The 21,962-nt window shown below is 56.5% G+C and carries 21 protein-coding genes and 1 tRNA gene; 4 read left to right on the top strand and 18 right to left on the bottom strand.

Going from position 1 to position 21,962, the window contains the following annotated elements; translation table 11 throughout:
• Positions 1 to 17 precede the first annotated feature (17 nt).
• The 3 genes from LHW45_08705 to LHW45_08695 all read right to left on the bottom strand — a co-directional run bounded on the left by LHW45_08705 (position 18) and on the right by LHW45_08695 (position 2,284).
• Entirely contained in the window at positions 18 to 809 is a 792-nt protein-coding gene (locus LHW45_08705) for a hypothetical protein (GenBank protein ID MCB5285652.1), read from the bottom strand.
• A gap of 719 nt (positions 810 to 1,528) precedes the next feature.
• Positions 1,529 to 1,604, bottom strand: a tRNA-Thr gene (locus LHW45_08700).
• Positions 1,604 to 2,284 (bottom strand): hypothetical protein, encoded by a 681-nt coding sequence (locus LHW45_08695; GenBank protein MCB5285651.1) that lies wholly within the window; start codon positions 2,282 to 2,284, stop codon positions 1,604 to 1,606. Before LHW45_08695 ends, LHW45_08700 begins: the two co-directional genes overlap by 1 nt.
• Before the next feature lie 174 nt (positions 2,285 to 2,458).
• On the opposite strand from LHW45_08695, the gene LHW45_08690 reads away from it, so the two are divergent.
• Positions 2,459 to 3,772, top strand: coding sequence for a cyclic 2,3-diphosphoglycerate synthase (locus LHW45_08690; protein MCB5285650.1), 1,314 nt, complete (start codon positions 2,459 to 2,461; stop codon positions 3,770 to 3,772).
• Positions 3,773 to 3,869: 97 nt separating this feature from the next.
• Complete coding sequence (arcC, locus tag LHW45_08685) at positions 3,870 to 4,817, top strand: carbamate kinase (GenBank protein MCB5285649.1); 948 nt, start codon at positions 3,870 to 3,872, stop codon at positions 4,815 to 4,817.
• 964 nt (positions 4,818 to 5,781) lie between these two features.
• Here arcC and LHW45_08680 read toward each other — a convergent pair.
• From LHW45_08680 to LHW45_08620, 13 genes are all read right to left on the bottom strand, one after another.
• Positions 5,782 to 8,220, bottom strand: a complete 2,439-nt coding sequence (locus tag LHW45_08680; GenBank protein MCB5285648.1) for a hypothetical protein — start codon at positions 8,218 to 8,220, stop codon at positions 5,782 to 5,784.
• A 32-nt stretch (positions 8,221 to 8,252) separates the two neighbouring features.
• Positions 8,253 to 9,167, bottom strand: a complete 915-nt coding sequence (locus LHW45_08675; protein MCB5285647.1) for a bifunctional 5,10-methylenetetrahydrofolate dehydrogenase/5,10-methenyltetrahydrofolate cyclohydrolase — start codon at positions 9,165 to 9,167, stop codon at positions 8,253 to 8,255.
• Between the two features lies 1 nt (position 9,168).
• Positions 9,169 to 9,975: a TIGR00282 family metallophosphoesterase gene (locus tag LHW45_08670; GenBank protein ID MCB5285646.1), complete on the bottom strand. Its 807-nt coding sequence runs from the start codon at positions 9,973 to 9,975 to the stop codon at positions 9,169 to 9,171.
• Complete coding sequence (rny, locus tag LHW45_08665; protein MCB5285645.1) at positions 9,972 to 11,537, bottom strand: ribonuclease Y; 1,566 nt, start codon at positions 11,535 to 11,537, stop codon at positions 9,972 to 9,974. Before rny ends, LHW45_08670 begins: the two co-directional genes overlap by 4 nt.
• Before the next feature lie 231 nt (positions 11,538 to 11,768).
• Entirely contained in the window at positions 11,769 to 12,038 is a 270-nt protein-coding gene (gene zapA, locus LHW45_08660; GenBank protein ID MCB5285644.1) for a cell division protein ZapA, read from the bottom strand.
• Complete coding sequence (locus tag LHW45_08655; GenBank protein ID MCB5285643.1) at positions 12,038 to 12,346, bottom strand: hypothetical protein; 309 nt, start codon at positions 12,344 to 12,346, stop codon at positions 12,038 to 12,040. Before LHW45_08655 ends, zapA begins: the two co-directional genes overlap by 1 nt.
• A gap of 25 nt (positions 12,347 to 12,371) precedes the next feature.
• The gene (gene pheT, locus LHW45_08650) at positions 12,372 to 14,897 is read right to left on the bottom strand and encodes a phenylalanine--tRNA ligase subunit beta (GenBank protein ID MCB5285642.1); all 2,526 of its coding nucleotides are present in this window, start codon (positions 14,895 to 14,897) and stop codon (positions 12,372 to 12,374) included.
• Positions 14,894 to 15,928 (bottom strand): phenylalanine--tRNA ligase subunit alpha, encoded by a 1,035-nt coding sequence (gene pheS, locus LHW45_08645; GenBank protein MCB5285641.1) that lies wholly within the window; start codon positions 15,926 to 15,928, stop codon positions 14,894 to 14,896. The genes pheT and pheS overlap by 4 nt, the downstream gene beginning before the upstream one ends.
• 49 nt (positions 15,929 to 15,977) lie before the next feature.
• Complete coding sequence (rplT, locus tag LHW45_08640; GenBank protein ID MCB5285640.1) at positions 15,978 to 16,325, bottom strand: 50S ribosomal protein L20; 348 nt, start codon at positions 16,323 to 16,325, stop codon at positions 15,978 to 15,980.
• A gap of 12 nt (positions 16,326 to 16,337) precedes the next feature.
• Complete coding sequence (gene rpmI / locus LHW45_08635) at positions 16,338 to 16,532, bottom strand: 50S ribosomal protein L35 (protein ID MCB5285639.1); 195 nt, start codon at positions 16,530 to 16,532, stop codon at positions 16,338 to 16,340.
• A 50-nt stretch (positions 16,533 to 16,582) separates the two neighbouring features.
• Positions 16,583 to 17,170 (bottom strand): translation initiation factor IF-3, encoded by a 588-nt coding sequence (gene infC / locus LHW45_08630; protein MCB5285638.1) that lies wholly within the window; start codon positions 17,168 to 17,170, stop codon positions 16,583 to 16,585.
• Between the two features lie 531 nt (positions 17,171 to 17,701).
• The gene (locus tag LHW45_08625; GenBank protein MCB5285637.1) at positions 17,702 to 18,154 is read right to left on the bottom strand and encodes a hypothetical protein; all 453 of its coding nucleotides are present in this window, start codon (positions 18,152 to 18,154) and stop codon (positions 17,702 to 17,704) included.
• 51 nt (positions 18,155 to 18,205) lie between these two features.
• Entirely contained in the window at positions 18,206 to 18,643 is a 438-nt protein-coding gene (locus LHW45_08620) for a hypothetical protein (GenBank protein ID MCB5285636.1), read from the bottom strand.
• 120 nt (positions 18,644 to 18,763) lie between these two features.
• Here LHW45_08620 and LHW45_08615 point away from each other — a divergent pair, with 120 nt between their 5' ends.
• Together LHW45_08615 and LHW45_08610 are read left to right on the top strand one after the other, a co-directional pair.
• Positions 18,764 to 19,441: a hypothetical protein gene (locus tag LHW45_08615; protein ID MCB5285635.1), complete on the top strand. Its 678-nt coding sequence runs from the start codon at positions 18,764 to 18,766 to the stop codon at positions 19,439 to 19,441.
• Positions 19,442 to 19,654: 213 nt separating this feature from the next.
• Positions 19,655 to 19,993, top strand: a complete 339-nt coding sequence (locus LHW45_08610) for a hypothetical protein (GenBank protein ID MCB5285634.1) — start codon at positions 19,655 to 19,657, stop codon at positions 19,991 to 19,993.
• Positions 19,994 to 20,063: 70 nt separating this feature from the next.
• Here LHW45_08610 and LHW45_08605 read toward each other — a convergent pair whose 3' ends face one another.
• Both LHW45_08605 and LHW45_08600 read right to left on the bottom strand, forming a co-directional pair.
• A complete protein-coding gene (locus tag LHW45_08605) occupies positions 20,064 to 20,483 on the bottom strand; it encodes a hypothetical protein (protein ID MCB5285633.1) in 420 nt (139 codons plus the stop codon).
• Between the two features lie 384 nt (positions 20,484 to 20,867).
• On the bottom strand, positions 20,868 to 21,518 hold the full coding sequence (locus LHW45_08600) for a hypothetical protein (GenBank protein MCB5285632.1): 651 nt from the start codon (positions 21,516 to 21,518) through the stop codon (positions 20,868 to 20,870).
• Positions 21,519 to 21,962: the final 444 nt, after the last annotated feature.

Here is a 21,962-nt window from a genome sequence, read left to right as displayed (position 1 = left end):
TTAGGCTCGAAAGCTGGTTATTTGTCAATGTCCGCCTGGATCTGGTCCATGAAGCGGAAGGGATTGCGCCGGGGCTGAGGGGAGGCCTTGTCTTCGGGGATCATCCAATCGTAGTAGTTGTGGGAAACTCCGGCGATGAGGACCTTGTTCTTGTTCATCATTTCATAGCCGATGGCGTTGATGCCGAAGAAAAACTCCTCGATGGGCTTGATGTCATTCCAGTAGGTCTGGTCCAGAAGGAAGGTCTTTTCCGTGCCGGCGATCTGGCGGAAGATCTCAACGTCTGTGTCCGCGCCGTAAGCGCCGGCATCGATCACGTGGAACTTGGGATCAGCGGAGATGGTCCAGGAGGGGGAATAGTTCGTGTTTTCGTTGAATTCCGGCCAGGTGGCCACGTTCACTTTCTGGGGCCAGGTTTCCAGCGCGATGTTGCCGGTGTAGGTCTCGTCGCCGTTCACGATCTCGTAGGCCACCGGCTGGTCCATGTTCAGCAGGTTGTAGCTGCCGCCGTAGTAGATCTTGCCTTCGGTGTAGGAAACCACTTGGTCGAAAACGATGTCCTGGGTAACGATCTTGAGGGTGGCGTTGGGGTCCACGCCCTTGGCGGACATCCAGATGTCCACGTTGGCGCTGCCTTTGTCCAGTTCCACATAGTTGATGTCGAACCAGACCACGTGCTCATAATCCCAGACGTTGGTGGGGATGCTTATTTCTTCAAAGTTGGGAACCGTCGGTTTGGCGCAGGACGTGATCAGCAGGACTGACAAGCCCAGTACCATCAGCAACAGGATGCTTGCATACTTTTTCATAACCTAAACTCCTTGACAAAGCGATATTTGAAGCGCCTGGAGGCGTTCGCCGCCTTGCATGTATATAGTTTAACCGGATGCGTGCAAATTGTCAAGGGAAAAGTTTGCCGGGGGATCATCGCGGATCGAATGGAACGCGGATGAAAGAATAGAACACGGATGACGCGGATCATCATGATTTACGCGGATCAGAAGGGCAAGTGAGGGTGTTTGTCCACGAATTACACGAATGAAGGTAACACCATGTCATTCTGGGGTGGCGTATTAACGCCGGGGTCCCGGAAACCAGTAACCATCACCGCTCCAAGCTGTCATTCCGGGACGACGCAGTCGGGCCCGGAATCCAGACGGTGTGGGTAATGCTCTGGGAGGGTGTCGATGAGGACTACGTCTGGATCGACGCCGCATTGGCCTGAGTCTGGGATGGGCTATTCCCGCAAGGCTGGATTCGATTCACCCCACCGGCCAACAAGTTGTCCGGCGAGGACCCCGACGGATCACCGGCGCTGAAGCACCTGCGTCGCTCGGCTCCGGCTTCACCGCCCGGAATGACACAGCGGGAGAGGGCGGTGCAAAGTCTGTATCCAGACGAACCCTCCACCCACTCGATTTAAAAGAGAGCTTTTTGTTTTCCAGCCACTCACTCGGTTTGGAAGAGAGCCCAAAAAGAGAAGGCCCGATCCCCCGAGGTGGAGCTCGGAAAGACCAGGCCATGATGCTGGAGCTAAATGGGGGACTCGAACCCCCGACCTGCTGATTACGAATCAGCTGCTCTACCAGCTGAGCTAATTTAGCTAATCCCTTACGAGGCGGAAGCCACAGGGCTGGGAAGGTGTTTCAATGTAGGTGTTCTTGTGGGTCCTCGAAAACTGTTTGTCCAGCTTGGAAGCGAAGGTGTCGCCCACGCGCAGGCTCATGTAGGGCGTGGTGGTCATGGTCACCTGCACCGTGGTTTCGCGGCTGAGGTTGCGGGGATACCAAAACTCCGCGGCGTCCAGCCCGGTGGTGAGTTTGTTGGTCTCATCCAGGCGGAAGGGTGGCACCTGCATATAGTACCAGATGCGGAAATGGGGTGTTTCGGGATATTTGTCCAGGTTGTTCAGATGGATCCCGAAAAAGCGGGCGGGGCTGTTCCAAACCAGCAATTCCGGCTGGACCAGATGCGGTTCGAAATGCTCCGGCTGGAGGTTGTTCGCCCAGTAGTGGGCTTCAAAACTGCCTGAGACCGTGATCGCCTGGATCTGGGCATCCTTGTGCAGGAAGACCCCATAGTGAAAGTTGGGATCGAGCTCGTTTTTGGGGAGCTCGAAATCCACTTGCATATACAGGCGCTGAAGCTCGGTGGAATAGAACATATCCAGCTCGTATTCCCCGGCTTCCAAGAGTTTAAATCTCAATGCGGCAGTGTTTTCCTGCGCCGCGAGGCCAAGCGCGAGCAGGAGCAGCAATGCGAACATCATATATTTTCTGCGCATGATAAACTCCTTTCATACATAGTTTAGCTATGCCAATCGGAAAGACAAGCAGGATTTCGTCAAGCTATTTCTTGCGCCCGGTTCCAGTGAGCGCCAAAAAATTTTCCCTTGACGCAAAAGCATACCCCAAAAATCTGCCTTTAGCGAACAAGCAACAATCAAAAGGAGTAAATCATGAAACGCAGAGTGATCATCATGGGTGCCGCGGGAAGAGATTTCCACAATTTCAACGTGTTTTTCCGCGACAACCAGGAATATGAGGTTGTGGCCTTCACCGCCACCCAGATCCCCGGGATCGACGACAAGAAGTATCCCGCCGAACTGGCCGGCAGCCTCTATCCCAACGGTATTGAGATCCACCCGGAAGCGGAACTGAAACAGCTGATCCTGGACCGCAAGGCCGACATGGTGGTATTCGCCTACAGCGACCAACCCCACGAGGAAGTGATGCACAAGGCCTCTTTGGTGAACGCCGTGGGCGCGGACTTCATGCTCATGGGCGCAAAATCGACCATGGTGAAGACCACCAAGCCCCTCATCACCGTTTGCGCCGTCCGCACCGGCTGCGGCAAATCCCAGACCACCCGCGCGGTCATCAAAGCCCTCAAAGCCAAGGGACGCAAGGTCGTATCCATCCGCCACCCCATGCCCTACGGCGACCTCGTGAAACAGAAAGTGCAGCGCTTCGCCGAGCTGGCGGACTTGGAAAAACACAATTGCACCATTGAGGAAATGGAGGAATACGAGCCGCACATCATGATGAACAGCGTCATCTATGCCGGCGTGGATTATGAAGCCATCGTCCGCGAAGCCGAAAAAGAAGCCGACGTGATCATCTGGGACGGCGGCAACAACGACATCCCCTTCTACTGCTCCGACAAGCAGCTGAACATAGTGGTGGTTGACCCTCACCGCCCCGGCGACGAGATCAACTACTACCCCGGCGAAACCAACATCCATCTGGCCGACGTCATCGTGATCAACAAGATCGACAGCGCCGACCTGGACGACATCAACGAAGTGCGCGCCAACGTGCGTGAACTCAACCCCACCGCCAAGATCGTGGACGGCGCCTCGCCCCTCACGGTGGACCATCCCGAGATCATCACCGGCAAAAACGTGCTGGTGGTGGAAGACGGCCCCACCCTCACCCACGGTGAGATGACCTACGGCGCCGGCGTCGTGGCCGCCGAGAAATACGGCTGCGCCGACCTCGTCGACCCCCGCGAATTCGCCGTTGGTGAGATCGCCGAGACCTTCGACAATTATCCCGAGATCGGCATCCTGCTTCCCGCCATGGGCTACAGCGAACAGCAGATCAAAGACCTTGAAAAGACCATCAACGACACAGATTGCGAAGGCGTGGTGATCGCCACCCCCATCGACCTGCGCCGCCTGATCAAGATAAACCATCCCGCCTGCCAGGTGAGCTACGACCTCCAGGAGATCGGATCCCCCACCCTCGCGGAGCTGCTGCAGGATTTCTAAAGCCTGCTTAAATCCATACCAAAGAGTAAGATAAGCTAATGCAAATACACGGGGCGGACCGCCAAATCCGCCCCGGACCTTTTCAAGAGAGGAAAACATGACCAAGACCGCAGTTCTCGCCCTGGGCGGCAACGCCATCATCAAGGCCGGGGAAAAGGGCACGATCGGCCAGCAATTTGCCAATACCCGCGATTCGCTGGGCGGCATCGTGGAACTCATCCGCCAGGGCTACAAACTGGCCATCACCCACGGCAACGGGCCCCAGGTGGGAAACCTCCTCCGCCAGCAGGAAGCCGGCGAAAAGGAAGGCATTGCGCCGCTGCCCCTGGGCGTGCTGAACGCCGCCACCGAAGGCAGCATGGGCTACATGATCGAACAGAGCCTGCAAAACAAGCTGCATCAAAGCGGCATCGACAAAGACGTGATCACCATCATCTCGCAGGTGGTGGTGGACCGCGATGACCCCAGCATGCTAGATCCCACCAAATACGTGGGCAGCACCTATTACAGCGCCCAGCAAGCCGAAGTGCTGAAAAACACCCTCGGCTGGACCCTGAGGGAAGACGCCGGCAAAGGGTACCGCCGGGTGGTTCCCTCGCCGCTTCCGCAGAGGATCGTTCCCGCGCACACGGTGAAGGAACTGGTCCAGCGCGGCGAGATCGTGATCGCCGTGGGCGGAGGCGGGATCCCTGTCTACGTTCAGGACGACGGCAGCTATGAAGGCGTGGACGCCGTGATCGACAAGGATTTCGCCAGCGCCCTCCTCGCCCTCAACATCGAGGCCGACCTCTTCGTGATCCTCACCGGCGTGGACAAAGTGGCGATCGATTACGGCAAACCCGGCCAGCGCGACCTGGACGTGATGACAGTGGAGGAAGCCAGCCGCTTGTACGCGGAAGGCCAGTTCCCCGCCGGCAGCATGGGGCCCAAGATCAAGGCCGCTATCGATTTTCTGCAGCGCGGGGGCAAGGAAGTTCTGATCACCTCCATCGACCGGATCGTGGACGCCTTTGAGGGAAAAACCGGCACCAGAATGGTACCCTGATCCTTTCCAAGTGAGAGATATCAGCCCGGGACGCGATGTCCCGGGTTTTTTTTGGCTCTCTTTCACACCGAGTGGGTGGAAGTGACCAACCAAAAGGCAGCCCGGAGGGCGACAGATAATAGCGAGGGCGCGTAAGCCCCTCGTAACAAAACAAGAGATGATAAATGAAAATTGCCTCCACCCCTCCCCCGAAACGCACCGCGTTTCGGGGGAGGGGTGGAGGCCTTGAAAATAAGGTTCGATATGCACGGAGTACGAGGGGTTACGTTCGCTGCGCTCACTCCACGCCCTCGCTATCGTTCTGTCGCCCTCACGGGCTGTACCCACCCGGATGGAAAGAGAGCCTTTTTTTACTGGCGTGAAAGAGTGTTGTTACCCACTATGATCAGGGGGCGGAAAAAGTGTCAAAAGCCAAATCCCTGACCTTCACTGGATTCCGGGCTGTTTCGCCCTTAGCCCCAGCCTACTCGCCTCCTGATCGCCTCCCGCTGAGTTCCCAATGGCTGGACGGGAACTAAGCGGGAAGTGAATGGGATGTGTATGGGATAGGGCAAAGGGAGGATCGATCTGGTTGCCTTTTAACACCCAGCCCCGACGTGTCATTCCGGGGTGGCGTGCGCCAGCACGCGGGGCCTCGGAATCCAGACGGTCCGGGTAATGCCTTGGGAGGGTGTCGATGCAGACTGCGTCTGGACCGACCCCGCTTTGGCCTGGGACCGGGACGGGCTATTCCCGCAAGGGCTGGATTCCGTCTCTTCGCGCCAGAGGCGCTCCTTTCCGGAATGACCTGCGTTTGAGGCGGGGAGGCGGATGTTTAAATCCGTAAATCCGTTCAATCCGTGAATCCGTATGAAAATGCGAATACCCAGCCCTGCAGTAGTCGATGCTCCTGCGTCGCTCGACTCCAGCGATAAAGAAACCGGCCGCCGTGAGGCAGCCGGTGATATATGGGCTTGGTATCAGCTTAGATCAGATCGCATTCCGTGAGGATCTGGGTCATCGCCGCCTCGGCGTCGTCCGCCATCATATAGGAGAGCGGGAAGCCGAAGAGGTAGCAGCGGGTGTTTCCGGTAATGCTGCGCAGAGCGATGGGCTGGTTGTTGTAGAGGTCATATTCATCTTGGGTGGGTCCCTGCACGGGATATCCCACAGGCTTGATGCCCATGCGGTAGATAACCTCGGCGGTGGCACCCGGGGTGGGGAAATAGCTGATGGTGGAGAGGCCTTGTCTGAGGTTTACCAGAGTGTTGAAGCTGGGAATGTTGCCCGCTTCGTATTGCAGGTCCACATCAGGATAGCTTGCCTGACCCAGCGCCTGACCCAGCGCTGTTTGGAAATACGCTTTTTGCGACAGGTTGTCGTTGAGGATCCTGGCGGGCGGGTCCACATACGGGATCCCCATAAAGTTCACGAAGGTCCTCTGGGTGGCCAGCACGAAGGATTGCAGGGTGGAGGCCAGCTTGGAGGTGGAGGAGAGGACGAAGTTGCCTCCGGACCTCATGTAGAGGGCCAGGCCGTCGTTCTCGTTCTTGAGGTTGCCAGCTTCGCTGGGGTTGTCGGAGTGGTAGATCACCAGCTTGTACTGCTGGAGATCCGAGGTGGCCAGATGGCGGAGGCGGTAGTCTCCGTAAGTGTCGCCGGGCACGCCCACGCGGGTGCGGCGGATGAAGGTCTTGGTGCCGGTGTAGGCGGAGAGCATCTGCTGATATTTGGGCAGCACAACGGTTTCATCCGGGGAGGTGGACGCGTTGTCCAGGTCGTCATCTATCACCAGCACGCCTTCGCGTGCGGAAGCGGCGATGGGATCCACCAAGGTGAAGGTATAGGTGGCCGGTTCGGGGTCAACTTCGCCCTGGAGGTCAACGCAGCGCACTTCCAAGCTGTGTTCGCCGCTCTCGAGGGAGGTGAGCACCAGGGATTGGCCGAGGGGCGAATAGAGCGGTATGCGCAGCCATTCCTTGCCGTCGGTGTCGGTAACGTGGGAGTTCGCGAAGGGCGGATAGTTGTAGGGTTCGCCGTCCAGGCGGAGGTCAAAGTGGGTGATCTCGCTGAAGTAGTTTTCGTCGGTGTAGCGGTCCAGAACGGTATCCACTTTCTTGTCGTAGGGGCTTTCCTGTCCGGGAGGCGGGAAGAGCACGTTTCCGGAGGCCTGCACCGCGCCATACTCGCCTCTCCAGCCCCAGCGCAGCCAAACTTTGATGTTGTTGCTGTTGATGGCGGTTTTGGTGTTTTCCAGGTTGAAGAAGAAAGGCGTGGCGAAGCGCTGGAGGCCACCCACGATGGTGAAGGGCATGATCTCGGGGGTGGATTCGTCGGTGTAGTCGATGAAATGGTTGTCACCCAGGGCGTAGGTCCTCTGGGGATAGACCACGGTGCGGGGCCGGAAGCCGGTTTTGACCGCGAAAGTGATCTTGGAGTTATTGGTTTCTTCAGACACCACGCCGGAGAGGTCGTAAGCCCGGGCCTCGATCTTGGTGAGGGTGACCGTTTCACCGTCCACCACGTCGTAGGTGAGGGCGGGATCGGTGAAGCGGGTGAGCAGGTACTCATCCATTTTAACGTCGTTGGGTGAGGTTTCGGTGTCGATCCATTCGGTTAGCGTTCCGGCGATCAGCGTGCTGTCGGTGGGATCGATCTTCATCATGCGGAATTCATACTTGGCGGGGATGGGATCGATGAAGGCGTCCTCGTCGTCCATGGTGAAATCTAGCCGGAGTCCAGAACCGACCACGCCGCCGCCGGGATTGCCCTTGGTGGTGGTAACGATGCAGGTGGGGCGGGCCGAGGTGGCGTTGAATTTGCGCCAGGCGATGCTGCGTTTGGGATCGAGGGGATCGGGAGGAGTGTAGAGCGGGGTGATGCCGCCGCGGTTGTCGATGGCGATCACTTCAAACGTGCTTTCCATGGTGAGGGGATTGCCGTTGGCGTCAGCGGCGGGGAAATTGATCACGGCATATTTGTCCGAGGTCCAGATGGTCTTGCGGTCGTTGGGAACCTGGTCCAAGGGCATGTTTTGATCGGCATTGGTCTTATAATGCAGCACCCAGCCGACGCCGAAGCGGTCCACCACGTTCTGGGGCGTCACATCGCCGGTCATGTCCACGTAGTGGTTGCCCGGGGTGGCGATCGGGTTGCCGTTCTGGTCCTTCACGCGAAAGGCAAAGCCGGTGATGATGCCGTCGGTGTCGGTGGCGTTCCAGAAGATCTTCTGCTGGAATAAAAAGTCCGTGTCGGCATAGGGCGCGAGCAACTCGCTGTCATCAAAACCTTCATAAGATGTGATGGCGATGGTGGGTTCATCGTTGGGAAACTTGTTTCCGAATTTGCCGCAGCCGGTGAGCACCAGCATTGCCAAAGTCAATACGGTTAAAAGGGTTAAGAGTCTTCTGCTCTTATCTGGCATCGTTCCTCCCATATATATCGGTGGATATTTTCTTACTGATATTCCCTAAAAATGAAGTCGAGAAAATCGTCAATCTTTTTATTCGTACCCTGTGCGCCGAGCGCGGCTTTAAGCAGGTTCAGCCAGAGCAGGGAAGTGGTGACGGAGCCGATCCCCCCGGGCACGGGGGTGATGGCCAAAGCCTTGTCAAAGCAGGCGTTGTAATCGATGTCGCCCACGAAAGCGCTTTTACCCGCGGGGGAATCAACGGCGTTGATGCCCACATCGATGAGCACGGAATTTTTTTTGATCATGTCCGGCTGGACGAATTCCGCCTTGCCGAGGGCGGCGATGAGGATGTCCGCGCTTTGGGTGAGCGTGCTGAGGTTGGCGCTGCGGGAATGGCAGACGGTGACGCTGGCATCGGCCCAGGGTTTTTTCCAGAGCAGCATGTTCGCCAGGGGCTTGCCCACCACGGCGCTGCGGCCGATGATCACGGCGTGTTGGCCGGCCACGGGCACTCCGTAATATCTGAGGGTGCAGAGCACGGCCAGCGGGGTGCAGGGCAGCAGGGCGTCCTGGTTGAGGATGATCCTGCCCTGGTTCACCGGGTTCAGGCAGTCGATATCCTTGGCGGGGTCGATGCTGGCTCCGGCCAGGGCCTCATCCAGATGGCGGGGAAGGGGTTTCTGCAGCATGATGCCGTGCACTCCAGGATCCGCGCTGGCCGAGGCGATGAGGGCCAGCAGGTCCGCCTGGCTTACGTCTTCCGGCAGGTTTTCCAGCCGCACTTCACAGCCCAGTTTAGCGCCGCTGGAGACGATGTTTTGCACATAGTAGGCCGAGGCCGGGTCGCTGCCCGTCTGGATCAGCAGCATTTGGGGGGAGAGCCCGTGCTCCGCGATGAGTTCCTTGATCCGGGCGCGGATGAGCGCGGCGAGGGGTTTTCCCGAAAGGATCTTTTCCATGTCATTCACCTTCAGAGGCTGATAGTTCCAGGCCGCGGCGCACGCGTTCGATCTTCAGGGCCCGGCCGGTGGCGGGATCCAGCTCCAGATAGACGGCGTTCACCTGCAGGCCCAGGTTCGAGGTTTCATAGCGCAGGGGCAGGCTGTGGCGGAATTTGTCCAGGATGATCTCTTTGCGCACGCCGATCACGCTGTCGTGAGGCCCGGTCATGCCGGCATCCGTGAGGTAGGCCGTGCCCAGTGGCAAAATCTCTTCATCAGCCGTTTGGATGTGGGTGTGGGTGCCGATGAGGGCGGAGATATGGCCGTCGGTGAACCAGCCCAAAGCGCGTTTTTCAGCCGTGGATTCCGCGTGGAAATCCACCAGCACGCAGCGCTGCTCATGTCCGGGATTGTCCTCAAACCAGCGTTCCAGGGCCGTGAAGGGTGAATCGCTGGGCGGCATGTAGATCTGGCCGCAGAGGGTGAGCACGGTTAGCTCCAGCTCGCCTTTGCGCAGGGTGCAAACGGCGTTTCCGGGGGCCGAGGCGGGATAGTTCAGGGGTTTCACGATGGCGGGGTGGTGGCCGATGTATTCCCAGGCTTCATTGCGGTCCCAGAGGTGGTTGCCGCCGGTAACGATGTCCACACCCGCGTGGAGCAGGGGTTTCACGGTCTTTTCGGTGAGGCCGCGGCCATCGGCGAGGTTTTCTCCGTTGATGATGATGAAGTCCGGCCCGAACTCAGCTTTGAGCACCGGCAGCTGGTCGTAAAGGACCTGGCGGCCGGGTTTGCCGAAGATGTCGCCGAAAAAGAGCAGTTTGATCATTTGGCCATGGCGATCTGGCGGGTTTCGCGGATCACGGTCACCTTGATCTGGCCGGGATACTGCACTTCCTTTTCGATCTGGGCGGCGATCTCGGTGGCCAGCAGTGAGGTTTGGGCGTCTTCCACCAGGCTGGGTTCCACGATGATGCGCAGTTCCCTGCCGGCCTGGATGGCGTAGGATTTGTTCACGCCCTGCACGGAGTTCGCGATGTCTTCCAGCTTGGCCAGGCGCTGCATATAGGTTTCCAGCATTTCGCGGCGGGCGCCGGGGCGGGCGCCGGAGATGGCGTCTGAAGCCTGCACCAGGGCGGCATAGACGGAGGTGGCCTCCACCTCTTCGTGGTGGGCTTCGATGGCGTTCACGATGATCTTGCTTTCGCCGTTCTTGCGGGCCAGGTTGGCGCCGATGATGGCGTGAGTGCCGTCAAATTCCTGATCCACGGCTTTGCCGATGTCGTGCAGCATGCCGGCGCGGCGGGCGATCTCTTGGTCCAAGCCGAGTTCGGCGGCCAGGATCCCGCAGATCCAGGCTGCTTCCAGCGAGTGTTTCAGCACGTTCTGGCCGTAGGAGGTGCGGTAGTGCAGGCGGCCCAGCACCTTGATCAGGTTGCCGGAGATGTTGTGGATGTTGGTTTCCAGCACGGCTTTTTCGCCCAGTTTGATGAGGGTTTCCTCCATCTCCTTGCCGGTTTTGATGATCACGTCCTCGATGCGGCCGGGATGGATGCGGCCGTCGGAGATGAGTTTTTCCAGGGCGAGGCGGGCGATCTCGCGGCGCACGGGGTCGAAACAGGAAAGGACCACGGCTTCGGGGGTGTCGTCGATGATCAGGTCCACTCCGGAGGCTTTTTCAAAGGTGCGGATGTTGCGTCCCTCGCGGCCGATGATGCGGCCCTTCATCTCATCCGAGGGCAGCGAGACCACGGACACGGTGGATTCGGACACATGGTCCACGGCGAGGCGCTGGATGGCGGTGGAGAGTATCTCGGCGGCTTTTCTGGAGGTGTCCAGCTTGATCTGCTCGATGGTGAGTTTGGCGTCGTTGGCCGCCACCTGGCGGGCCTGGGAGATCAGTTCCTCGCGCATCACGTTCAGCGCTTCCTCGCGGCTCAGGCCGGCGATCTCGGAGAGTTTGGCGCGCTGTTCGCCGATCAGGATGTCGGCTTCCTGGGTTTTGCGGCTGATGTCCTCTTCCTTGTGTTTGAGGCGTTTTTCCTGCTCGGCCATGTTGGCTTCTTTCTTGTCCATGGATTCGAGGCGTTTGTCCAGGCTGCCGATGCGTTCGTTGAATTTCTTTTCCTGGAAGCGGAGCTCTTTCTGGCGTTCCTTGATCTCGTCATCCAAAACCCTTTTCTGCTTGAACCATTCGTCCTTGGCTTCCAGGATGGCGGCTTTTTTGGTGGTTTCGATGTCGGCTTGGGCGGATTCCCTGATCTCCGCGGCGATCTCCTTGGCCCCGGAAACCAGGCGGAAGGCGCTGTTGCGTTTGATCAGGTAGATCACCAGGGCGAGAAGGAAGCCCACTACCAGTCCGATCGCTGCCATGATCCATTTATTTGGCATCATAATATCCTTTTTGATCTATTCAGGCGGGTTACGCACCCAGCCGTTGCGAAAATATGGCCCGCGTGAACCGTGTATGCTTGTCTGTTAAAAGCCAAGCATCAGGTGGGCGCCTACCTTGTGGGCTTTATGGATCCGGAACCAGCCGGCGTGCATGCCACCCATGGCACGGCTCCCGTGTTTTTTTCAGCTTTTGTGCAATCCATATCACGGGTTCCGCAGGCCAAGGCCTCAGATCTCCCCAACGATGTTGCCCACCATCTGGTTCAGGCGTTCAAGTTCCTTTTCCAGATCGGTGGAGCGGTTTTTCAGGGAGCTGATCTCGTCCTGTTTCTTCAGCAGAAGCAGGAGCAAAAGTTTTGTGAAGTCGAGGTTTTCATACTGCTCGCGCAGTTGGTTCAATTCCGCGTCGATGGAAGCGGCCACGCTCTGGGTCTCTTTCAGGTTGTCCGAGCGCAGGCGGAATTTGCGGCCGTAGATCTCGACTTCCACCGCTTTCATCATTTCTTCTTGGTTTCGTCCAGTTCCGGAAAGATGCTGTCGATCTGGCTGATGGCGTCGCTGGCGATGCTTTCGAATCCGGAGACGGTGTCTTGAAGTTCCTGGTATTTGGTTTCGAGGGCGTTCAGCTGTTTCTCCAGCTCCCGGATGCGTTCGCCGGAGCCGCTGTTGCTTTGGCTGATGTTTTCGATCTGGGCCATCAGCTGGCTGTTTTCTTCCTTCAGGTCCTCGTTTTGTTTGGCCAGTTTTTCCAGCTTTTTCTTGTCCTCGGTGTACTGGTTGATCAGTTTTTGTATCTTATCTTGCAAGCTTGTGGCGTTTGTTTCCATCTGGTTACCTCATGTTGATCTGCCAGGCGCGGGAGAGCATTTCCTGCACCGATGCAAGAAGTTGGTCCACGCGCTCATCTGTCAATGTTTTTTCGCTGTCCCGCATCACCAGGCGCAAAGACATGCTGCGGAATCCCGGGGGCACCTGCTGGCCAAGGTATTGGTCAAAGATGCTCACATCGCTGATCAGTTCGGGGTTCACGGCTTTGATGGCGCTGGTGATCCCGGCGTAGGGCACTTCGGTTTTGATCAGGAAGGAAAGGTCGCGGGTCACGGCGGGATGGCGGGGCAGTTCGCGGAAGACCTTCTTCCGGTTGCGGGTGAGTTCGATGATTTGGTCCACGTCCAGTTCGATCACCCAGACGTCCTGTTTGAGCAGGGTGAGGTCGATCCCGAAGTTGTGGGCGACTGCGGTTTTCAGGCGCCCGAAGGAGGCGATCGCCCGCCCGTTGGCACTGTAGGCCAGGCTGTCGCCGGCGGCCAGCCAGGGGCGGTTGTGCGCCGCAATGTCCGTGCTGTTCAGGCCCAGCTGCTCCAGCAGCCCCTCCACCAGGCCTTTCACCTGATAGAAGCTGATGGCGCCGCTTTTAGCGCTCCAGTGTTCGGGGTCCATGCGTCCGGTGAGCACAGCGCCGAAAGCCAGCTGTTCAAGGTGTGAATCTCCGTTTTTCAGATAGACCTTGCCCAGTTCCATCAGCTTGAGGTTGCGTTCCCCGCGGGCGAGGTTGTAGCGCAGGTTGTCCAGCAGCTGGGGCAGCAGGGTCACGCGCAGGGCGGATTGGTTGCTGCTTTGGGGGTTGATCACCCGGATCAGTTTGGCCTCGGTTTCATCTCGGTCCATGGCCAGGTCCGCCAGTTGGGCCGGATCGCAGAAGCTGTAATTGAGCGTTTCGTGGCATGATGCCTCCGCGAACCAGTCCTCGATCCCTCTGCGCACGCGGAAGGCGTGGCGGTCCATGATGCGGGGGACTTCCTTTTTGCGGGGGATGCGGTCGAAGCCGGCCAGGCGGGCCAGTTCCTCCAGCAGATCGGCTTCGCGGCTGAGGTCCACGCGGCGGGGCGGGATTTCGAACCAGAGGGCGTGATCGCAGTCGATCTCGGAGAATTCCGTGACGCCGGCTTTCTCTTCCTCCAGATGGTGGCAGAAGATCAGGCTGGGATCAGACACCAGGCCTTCCCTCCAGCAGCCATACTGGTAAAATTTGCAGCCCAGGGCCTCCAGATACCGGATGATGTCCTCGCTGGCCAGCTCAAAGCCGATCAGCTCGGTGAAGCGCCGCGGCCGGAGGGCCAGCCAGCGCGTGGTCTGGGGTTCGGGCCAGGCGTCGTACAGGGCGTTTACCACCCTGCCGCCGGCTGTTTCCAAAAGGAGGCTCACGGCGCGGTCGCTAACGGCGGTGGCGGCCTCGGAGCTCAGCTGGCGCTCGAAGCGGTAGGAGGAATCGGTGGAAAGCTTGTGTTTGTATGAAGTGGCGCGGATGCTGCCGGAGTGGAAGCAGGCGGCCTCCAGAACGATGGCGGTGGTGGCGTCGCTGATGGCGGTGGCTTTGCCGCCCATCACGCCGGCGAGGGCGGAGGCGTCCTGGCCGTCGGCGATCACCAGGTCGTTGGGATCCAGCTGGTAGCTCTTGCCGTCCAGGGCGGTGAATTCCTCTTCCGGCCTGGCCTGGCGCACCACCACGGCGGGATGGCCGTCGCTGGCGTTCAGCGGCTGCAGGCGGTCGTAATCGAAAGCGTGCAGCGGGTGTCCCTGCTCCAGCATCACAAAGTTGGTCACGTCCACGATGTTGTTGATCGGCCGCAGGCCGGATTTCACCAGCGCGGTTTTCAGCCATTGCGGCGAATCCTTCACAGCTACTCCGGAGAGCAGCCGGGCTGTGTAGCGGGGGCATTTCGCCGGGTCCTCGAGGATCAGGGTGAGGTCTGGCGTGGCGCTGGTATCGCCTGCCACGTGCTCCACCCGCGGCAGCTTCAGGGGGCTGCCCAACGAGGCGGAAAGGTCGCGCGCGATGCCGATGTATCCCAGCAGGTCCGGGCGGTTGGGCGTGATCTCCAGCTCCAGAATGGTGTCCGGAAGCTCGTAGATGGCGTTCACGGAGGTTCCCACCGGGGTGGAGGGCTCCAGCTCGATGATCCCCCCGTGGTTGTCGGAGAGGCCCAGTTCCTTTTCGGAGCAGAGCATCCCCTTTGATTCCACGCCCCGGAGTTTCGCCGTTTTGATGGTGAGGCCCGGCAGTTCCGTTCCCGGCAAGGCCAGCACGGAGATCATTCCCGCCCGGCAGTTGGGGGCGCCGCAGACCACCTGGGTGGGCTCGGCAGCGCCGTATTCCACGCTGCAAACCTGCAGATGGTTGGTGCCGGGGATGGGTTCCGCGCTGATCACTTTGGCGGTTACAACGCCATCGGGCAAGGCGGGAAGCGGGTTCACGGCTTCCACCTCGATCCCGCTGAAGGTGAGGGTTTGCACCAGTTTGTCGGTGTCCGGGGGCAGTTCGATGTAGCGGCTCAGCCAGCGGCAGGAGACTATCACAGCACCTCCCCGCTGAACTGGCGCAGCATGCGCACGTCGTTTTCAAACAGGATGCGCATGTCCGGGATGTTGTAGGTAAGCATGGCGATGCGCTCCACGCCCACGCCGAGGGCGTAGCCGGAATAGATCTCGGGATCGATGCCCACCAGTTTGAACACGGCGGGATCAACCATGCCGGCCCCGCCCAGTTCCAGCCAGCCGGAGTTTTTGCACACGCGGCAGCCGCTTCCCCGGCAGGCCACGCAGCTGATGTCCATCTCCGCGCTCGGTTCCGTGAAGGGGAAGAAATGGGGGCGGATGCGGGAACGGACATCATCGCCGAACATGATCACGGCAAAGTTTTGCAGCGTGTCTTTCAGGTCGGCCATCGAGATCCCTCTGTCCACCACCAGCGCTTCCACCTGATGGAAGACGGGGGAGTGGGAGGGGTCCGGCTTGTCGTTGCGGTAGCAGCGGCCGGGCGAGATGATGTGGATGGGCGGAGGGAATTTTTCCATGGTGCGCACCTGCACCGTGGAGGTTTGGGTGCGCAGCAGGAAGCCGTTGTCCAGGTAAAAGGTGTCGGCCAGGTTGCGGGAGGGATGGTCCGGCGGGGTGTTCAGGGCGTCGAAGTTGTGCCATTCATCGTCGATGTCCGGCCCTTCGGCGATCTCGAAGCCCAGGCTGATGAAGACGTCCTCGATCTTGCGGCGGACGATCGTGAGCGGATGCAGCGAGCCGCGGGGGCGGATGATCCCCGGCAGGCTCAGATCCAGCGTTTTGGCGCTGTCCTGGGCTTCCTGGAGGCGGTTTTTCAGCTCCTGTTCACGCGCGGCCAGCCCCGCCTCGATCTCGCCGCGGAGTGCGTTGATGCTCTGTCCGAAAGCCGGCTTGTCATCGTCCGGGAGGTCTTTCAGCTTCCCGTAGAGGCTGTTCACCAGGCTTTTCTTGCCCAGGTAGCGGGCCTTGGCGTTCAGGATGTCGTTGGCGGTCTCGCAGGCGGCTATTTCCGCCCGGGCCTGTTCCGCCACTTCCCTCAGTTGATCTTGCACCTTGGTTCCTTCACTTTAATGGTTCCGGCCTTCCCGACCGGAGGGTGGTTCAGCCTTTGGCTATCTCGACCAGTTTGGCGAAGGCGTCGCTGTCGTGCCAGGCCAGGTGGGCGAGGGATTTGCGGTTGATCTCGATATTGGCTTTGTGCAGGCCGTTGATGAAGCGGCTGTAGCTCATGTCGTTGATGCGGCAGGCGGCGTTGATGCGGGTGATCCAGAGGCTGCGGAACTGGCGTTTTTTCAGTTTGCGGTGGGCAAAGGCGAAAGCCATGCCGCGTTCCACGGTTTGGCGGGCAACCCGGTAGGTCTTGCTGCGGCGGCCAAAGTTGCCGCGCGCGGCCAGCATGTATTTCTTTCTTCTGCGGTGGGCGGATACGTTGTTTGCTGATCTTGGCATTTTTCTCTCCCTTTAGTGTCCCAGCATGCGGTTCACGCGGTTTTCATCGCATTTGCGCACGATGGCGCTGGCGCGCAGGTGGCGTTTCAGCTTGGGTGACTTCTTGGTTTTGATGTGGGCGCTTTTGGCGTGGTGACGCACGATCTTGCCGGTGCCGGTAACCTTGAACCGCTTGGCCGCGGAACGGTTTGTCTTGATCTTGGGCATGTTTATCTCCTTGACTGTTTACAAAAAATCTAAGTTTGCGCGGGGTGGCTTTATTCTGTTTCGGGGGCTGGACTGGCTGCTGTTTCGGGCGCGGTTTCGGCTTCCCCGGATTTTTCCAGGATGCGGTCGATGTCTTTTTTGGGGGTCATGATGATGGACAGCAGGTTGCGTTCAGCCACGGGGGCCGCGTCCACGTCGGCGATGTGGGCCAGATCGGTCTTCAGCTTTTCCAGAACGTTGAAGCCAAGCTCTTTGTGGGCCATCTGCCGGCCCCGGAAACGCACGGTGAACTTCACCTTGTTGTGCTGTTTCAGAAACTTGATCGCGTTGTTCTTCTTGAAATTGTAGTCATGTTCTTCCGTGTTCGGGCCGAACTTGATCTCCTTGATCTCGATCTCGTGCTGTTTCTTGCGGGCTTCCTTGGCTTTCTTTTCCTTTTCGAAATAGTACTTGCTGAAGTCCAGGATGCGGCAGACCGGGGGATCGGTGTTGGGGGAGATCTCCACCAGGTCCAGATTCAGTTCCTCGGCTTTGCGGATGGCTTCGCGGGTGGGCATGATGCCTACCTGCTTGCCATCAGAATCGATCACCCGCACTTTGAGCGAGTTGATCTGTTCGTTGATCCTTTCCTTCGGCACCACCTCTTTGGTACGTGCCTTTCCACGTTTGATCCGGATTATAAGAACCTCCTTCTTACCGGAAATGAAAAAGGCGGAAGATTCTTCCGCCTGCTTCATGGTAATCTTTTACCAATGTATGTTACTAAATTTCAAAGCCTTACCTGCACATCAACAGTAAGGCAGAAGCAAGCAGCTTCATTTGTAAACCACCTTTTTCCAGCCTCACCTTTTTGTCAATCAGAACTTTGGCCGCTGCGTCTGTGGGGTGGGAGGATGGAAACATCGCTGGAGTCGAGCGAGTCACGAGCATCGACTACAGCAAAACCGGGCATTCACATTTTCATACGGATTCACGGATTGAACGGATTTGCGGATTTTTTATCTGCGTGAGATTATGTAATCGTAAAGATCCTGTCGATCCTGTCATCCGTGTTCTATTCTTTTATCCCCGTCATCCCAATCATCCTGTTCATCCCTGATCTATTATCTCTCTGTGTCTCTGTGTCTCTGTGTTGAAGAAGAAGGGGGCCTTTCGACCCCCCTCGCGGTTTAGTACATCTCGGTCAGGTCGTCGTACACGCTGACGGGATCCAGGTAGCCGCTGTCGATGGCGTTTTTGACGGTGGCGGCGGTGTCGCCGGCGAGCTCGAAGTCCTCGACGGTGAGCGTGGCGAGGTCAACGCTGGGCGTGTCCTCTTTCCAGGCGTACATCAGCTTGATCCACAGGGCGTAGTTGGTGGGCGGAAGCTGCGTTTTGGGGATGTTCTGGCTGCCGTTGCGCAGACCGTACTCTTTGAGGTCGGCCTTGTACTCCGCCGAAGCGTTGGCCCACAGAGTGGCCAGGTTGCTGCCCACGCTGCCCAGCGCCTCGTTGTTGGCGGTCAGCCGCGGATAGACGTACTCACGCCCGATGCAGAGCTTGTCGTCGCGGTAGCTGCCGTAGACCATCTCGTCGATGGTGCCGCTGTAGGTGCGAATGGCGTACTTGAATTTGACTTTCATTGAAGTCCTCCACGTTTTTTATCTTGGGGCTTTCGCCCCGTAGCAAAAGGTTCAGATCTCGGCGTCCAAGCGTTCCCAACCCGTAACGGGAGGGAGCAAGCCCGCTTCCACGGCGCGTTTAACGCTGCGGCAGGGGAGGTCGTCGTTGGTTATCTCCACTTTGGAAAGCGATTCCAGGTCGATGTTCAGTTGTTTGCTCATAGCCCACATCAGCTTGTTGAAGAGGTTGTACCAGCCGCAGCAGTTGTTGTCTCGGTGTTCGCGCCGGTAGAGTTCGGTGTAGGTGATCAGGTCGAGGCGGTATTGCGGAGAGATGTTCAGGCTTTTGAGGTTGGATGCTACGCTGCTCAGGCGGCGGTTGCTCTCCGTTGGTTTCCAATCCGGAAGTGTGCGCACCAGCATCCGGTCCAGCCTGGGATTGTAATAGAACACCAGGCCGTCGCATTTGCCTGAGTAGGCCTGAATGATGTTTTTCAAAGTAGCTTTCATTATCTTGCCCTCCATACTATTTGGATGACGCTGCTCCCATCAATAATTTCCCCGTCTTCGTGTGCCTCATCAAGAGGGTGAAGGCACACAAAGCCTAAGAGAAATTATTGAGGTACGAACATGTTTACAGACCAAGACAACCCCCAGATGACTGAATTGCGGCAATTCCTGACCCAACACGCCAAACTAAGCGGTGCGCAGATACTCGCATATCTGATCCGCTTCCGGGGACACAAATTCCACTGCAGCAAACTCTCCCACCTTGTTTTCCCACCGGATTATGACAGAATGGAACTACTGGCCCAGCAAGCCGATCTGCAAGATACTCTTGCCATGTATCGGAATTGCGAAGAGCAGAGCGGCACCATCAGCGTGCGCGATCCTGCCAATCCGCAACTGATAACGTCCAAAAGCCTGGATGCGTTTGATTTGGCAGACCTCATCACCTGCCGATGTTATGACAATCCCCTCACGGACAGCCAGACCCTGGGGCAGATCTCACTTCGCATCAAGCAACTGCGGGAAATCATCTCAACCAGCGGCCAGGACTGTTCCGCGCACCGGGAGCTTTCCTCCGAACAAGCCAAGGCCGAACTGCTTGCCCTTTACAAATACCGCTCTGAATGCCTTCAACCCGGCAACAAGATCAAAAACTTCAATCCCGAGACCAGCAAAACCTATCAAGCCCTCTATCAGGCTGTCTCACGCTTGCTGGCCAAACTCTCGGAAACGCAAAAACCCCTCCGCGCCTATGTGAAAAGCCACCTCAAGACCGGACTGGAGTTTATCTGGAGATAGTTTCGATCGCCTCTCAGTGGTTGGTTTGCCTGGAGTCCAGCGAGCTAAGCGAGCATGGACGACAGGGGAGGTGTTGATAATTGCGTTGGGAACGTGTTTGAGGTGGTGTTGCTATCGTCGATGCTCCATCGTCACTCAATGCCAGCGAGAAAACCCTTGACATCTTTTCGCCTCCTCTAACATTATCACCATTAGCACATTTGGGAGGATACCATGAAAAAAATGCTGTTGGCGCTTGTCCTTGTTTGCGTTCTCGCGTTTGGTTGCTTTTCGTGCGCTAATAATAGCGCGAAACTTAAGGAAGCTATGGATACTTGGTTAGGTGCCTCCAAATCCCAGCTTCTATTGCAATGGGGGGCACCTTCATCAACATTCACAGATGGAAAAGGTGGAGAGATTTACTCTTATGTATATACAAACCAAACGACAGGATACTCATACACTAACTACTATACAGGCCAAACGTTTTGGAGAGCTCCACAGCAGTATCAGAATGTTTATAGGTTTTACATCAATTCAAATGGTGTGATTTACGCATACAAGGTAAATTAGTCAACTTTACAAGTCCATTCTGTATCGATGTTCCCAAGCAGTTGTTTTCAATCCTCTATATATAATGCTCTTAAAAATCCTTGAATATTTTTATAATCACTGATACAATAACGAATCCTATACATACTACATGCACAACTGTCCAAAATGGGATCTTGTTCTTTTTCTGTACTGGATATCTATAAGGCTGATACACTTTGGGTATGTAGGGCACAAATTGAGTTTGATCTACGTTGTTAGGTACTTTAGTGCCTTGGGGAATGTAAAACCGATATGAAGTCCCAAATGTATTATAATAGTAGTTTCCAGGGGTATTTACATAATCAACGTAGCCAAGTTTTGGGTAAAGATAATAGTAGTTCCCATACTTGTTTACTCCATGGATGACCCCTCCACTCCTGCTGATAACGTAACTCCAGATTGGTGCAACAACAGTGAATAACAGCAGTATAACCAGAATAACTACTTTAATGTGCCTGGTAAGGTTCATCGTAACCTCCATAATCCCAAGGTACAAGTGACTTATTTTGTGTCAACAAATATCTCAAACTACCTGATAACTTCTCATCATTCCATAACAAGCTGCCACTCAGGCACACTGGCTTCGCCTCATACACATTCATCAAACACAGCCCTTGGCTTGTTCGCCTTGTCTTGGGAGAAACCAAAGCGGGCAGAACGAGTGATAGCTTGGATGATGAAAGAGCGTTGGCGAAGCAGGGTGGCTCCGCCGAACGCTAATGATTTATTACTGAAATTTTGAAAACCTGAAACGGGACAGACAGGACACTTAATATCCATATCTGCTAAGAATTGAATTATCATTCTCATCAGAATCGGTAATCAAGCGTCCCATCCGTCCCTAATGTTTCAGTTATGCAGACCGGTCATCAGTAACTTTCTTTAACTCAATCATAGGTGGTATGGAGGGGGTGGTACCTACATCTGTTTGTGCTTCGCCTTTTGCTGTTGCTTGTGGTTTAACAGTCCAATAGCGGTAACGTTTACCATCCTCATCATATCCACGCAAATCATCACCGGACAGAACCAGGCAGTTACTCTGTTTGAACCATTTTGCAAGCATACCACAAAAGTTCTTAAATGTTATTGGAAAAGAACGTGGTGAAGGTGTATAGTTGGCATGAACCAATGAAGTTCTCAATCGGAACTCGACACCAGCTTCAATCTGATCTCCAAAGCTGTCTTCAAAAAACTCTCGCAAATGTTGAGGAATTTCCTGCAATGCCGCTTCACGAAGCAAATCATCTGCTTTCTTACAACGTTTCAGCCTATGTGATGCGTATCCTTTTTGCAGGAATTCTGCACACCAGCAGGCTATCAGGTTATCAAACATATTCCAGTCATCTTCAGTCCAGTCAGGGCCGAAAAGTACTCTGTCAAAGTCCTTATCCGGCTGATGCTGGTAGGTGTACCACCTCGTTAATGGCACATCAAACCTACGGCGTAAATCAGAATCATTCACGCCATATCCAGGACTGTTAGTTGTGAACACTATTTTTGGCAAGTGCTCCTTGGGAATTGTGAACGAATCCTTGTTCTTAGGATTTATCACCATATCCCCGGTTGTGCCAGAATAAAATGCATTCAAGGCATCTTCGACCTTATCTGGCTCGTCCAGCCAGATAAATCTGGTATCCGGTTTGACGTTCTGAAGGTTGTGAGCATACCTTAGATCAAAGTTCTTGCCCTCAATTTTGGCAGCCTTACCAACAATGTTTTCTATTGCATCGATGAGGATTCCCTTTCCCGTTCCTCCGGCATTTACTTCATCCTGACGTTTTTGCTCCGAGAAAATGACTATGCTCGGATCGTTTACATTATAAGACCTTTGCGTAATACCAAATTGTCCAGCTTTCCAGGATCTACTTTATAGTTATCCACAATTTTTCCAGAATTTCCCAACATGAACCCTGAAAAAGCTCAGTTATCCACATATTTTGCCCTCATT

This window comes from Candidatus Cloacimonadota bacterium, from assembly GCA_020532085.1.
Classification (GTDB): Bacteria; Cloacimonadota; Cloacimonadia; order Cloacimonadales; family Cloacimonadaceae; genus Syntrophosphaera.
Note: the sequence above shows the minus strand (reverse complement) of the source record. Positions and strands in the feature narration are given on the sequence as shown.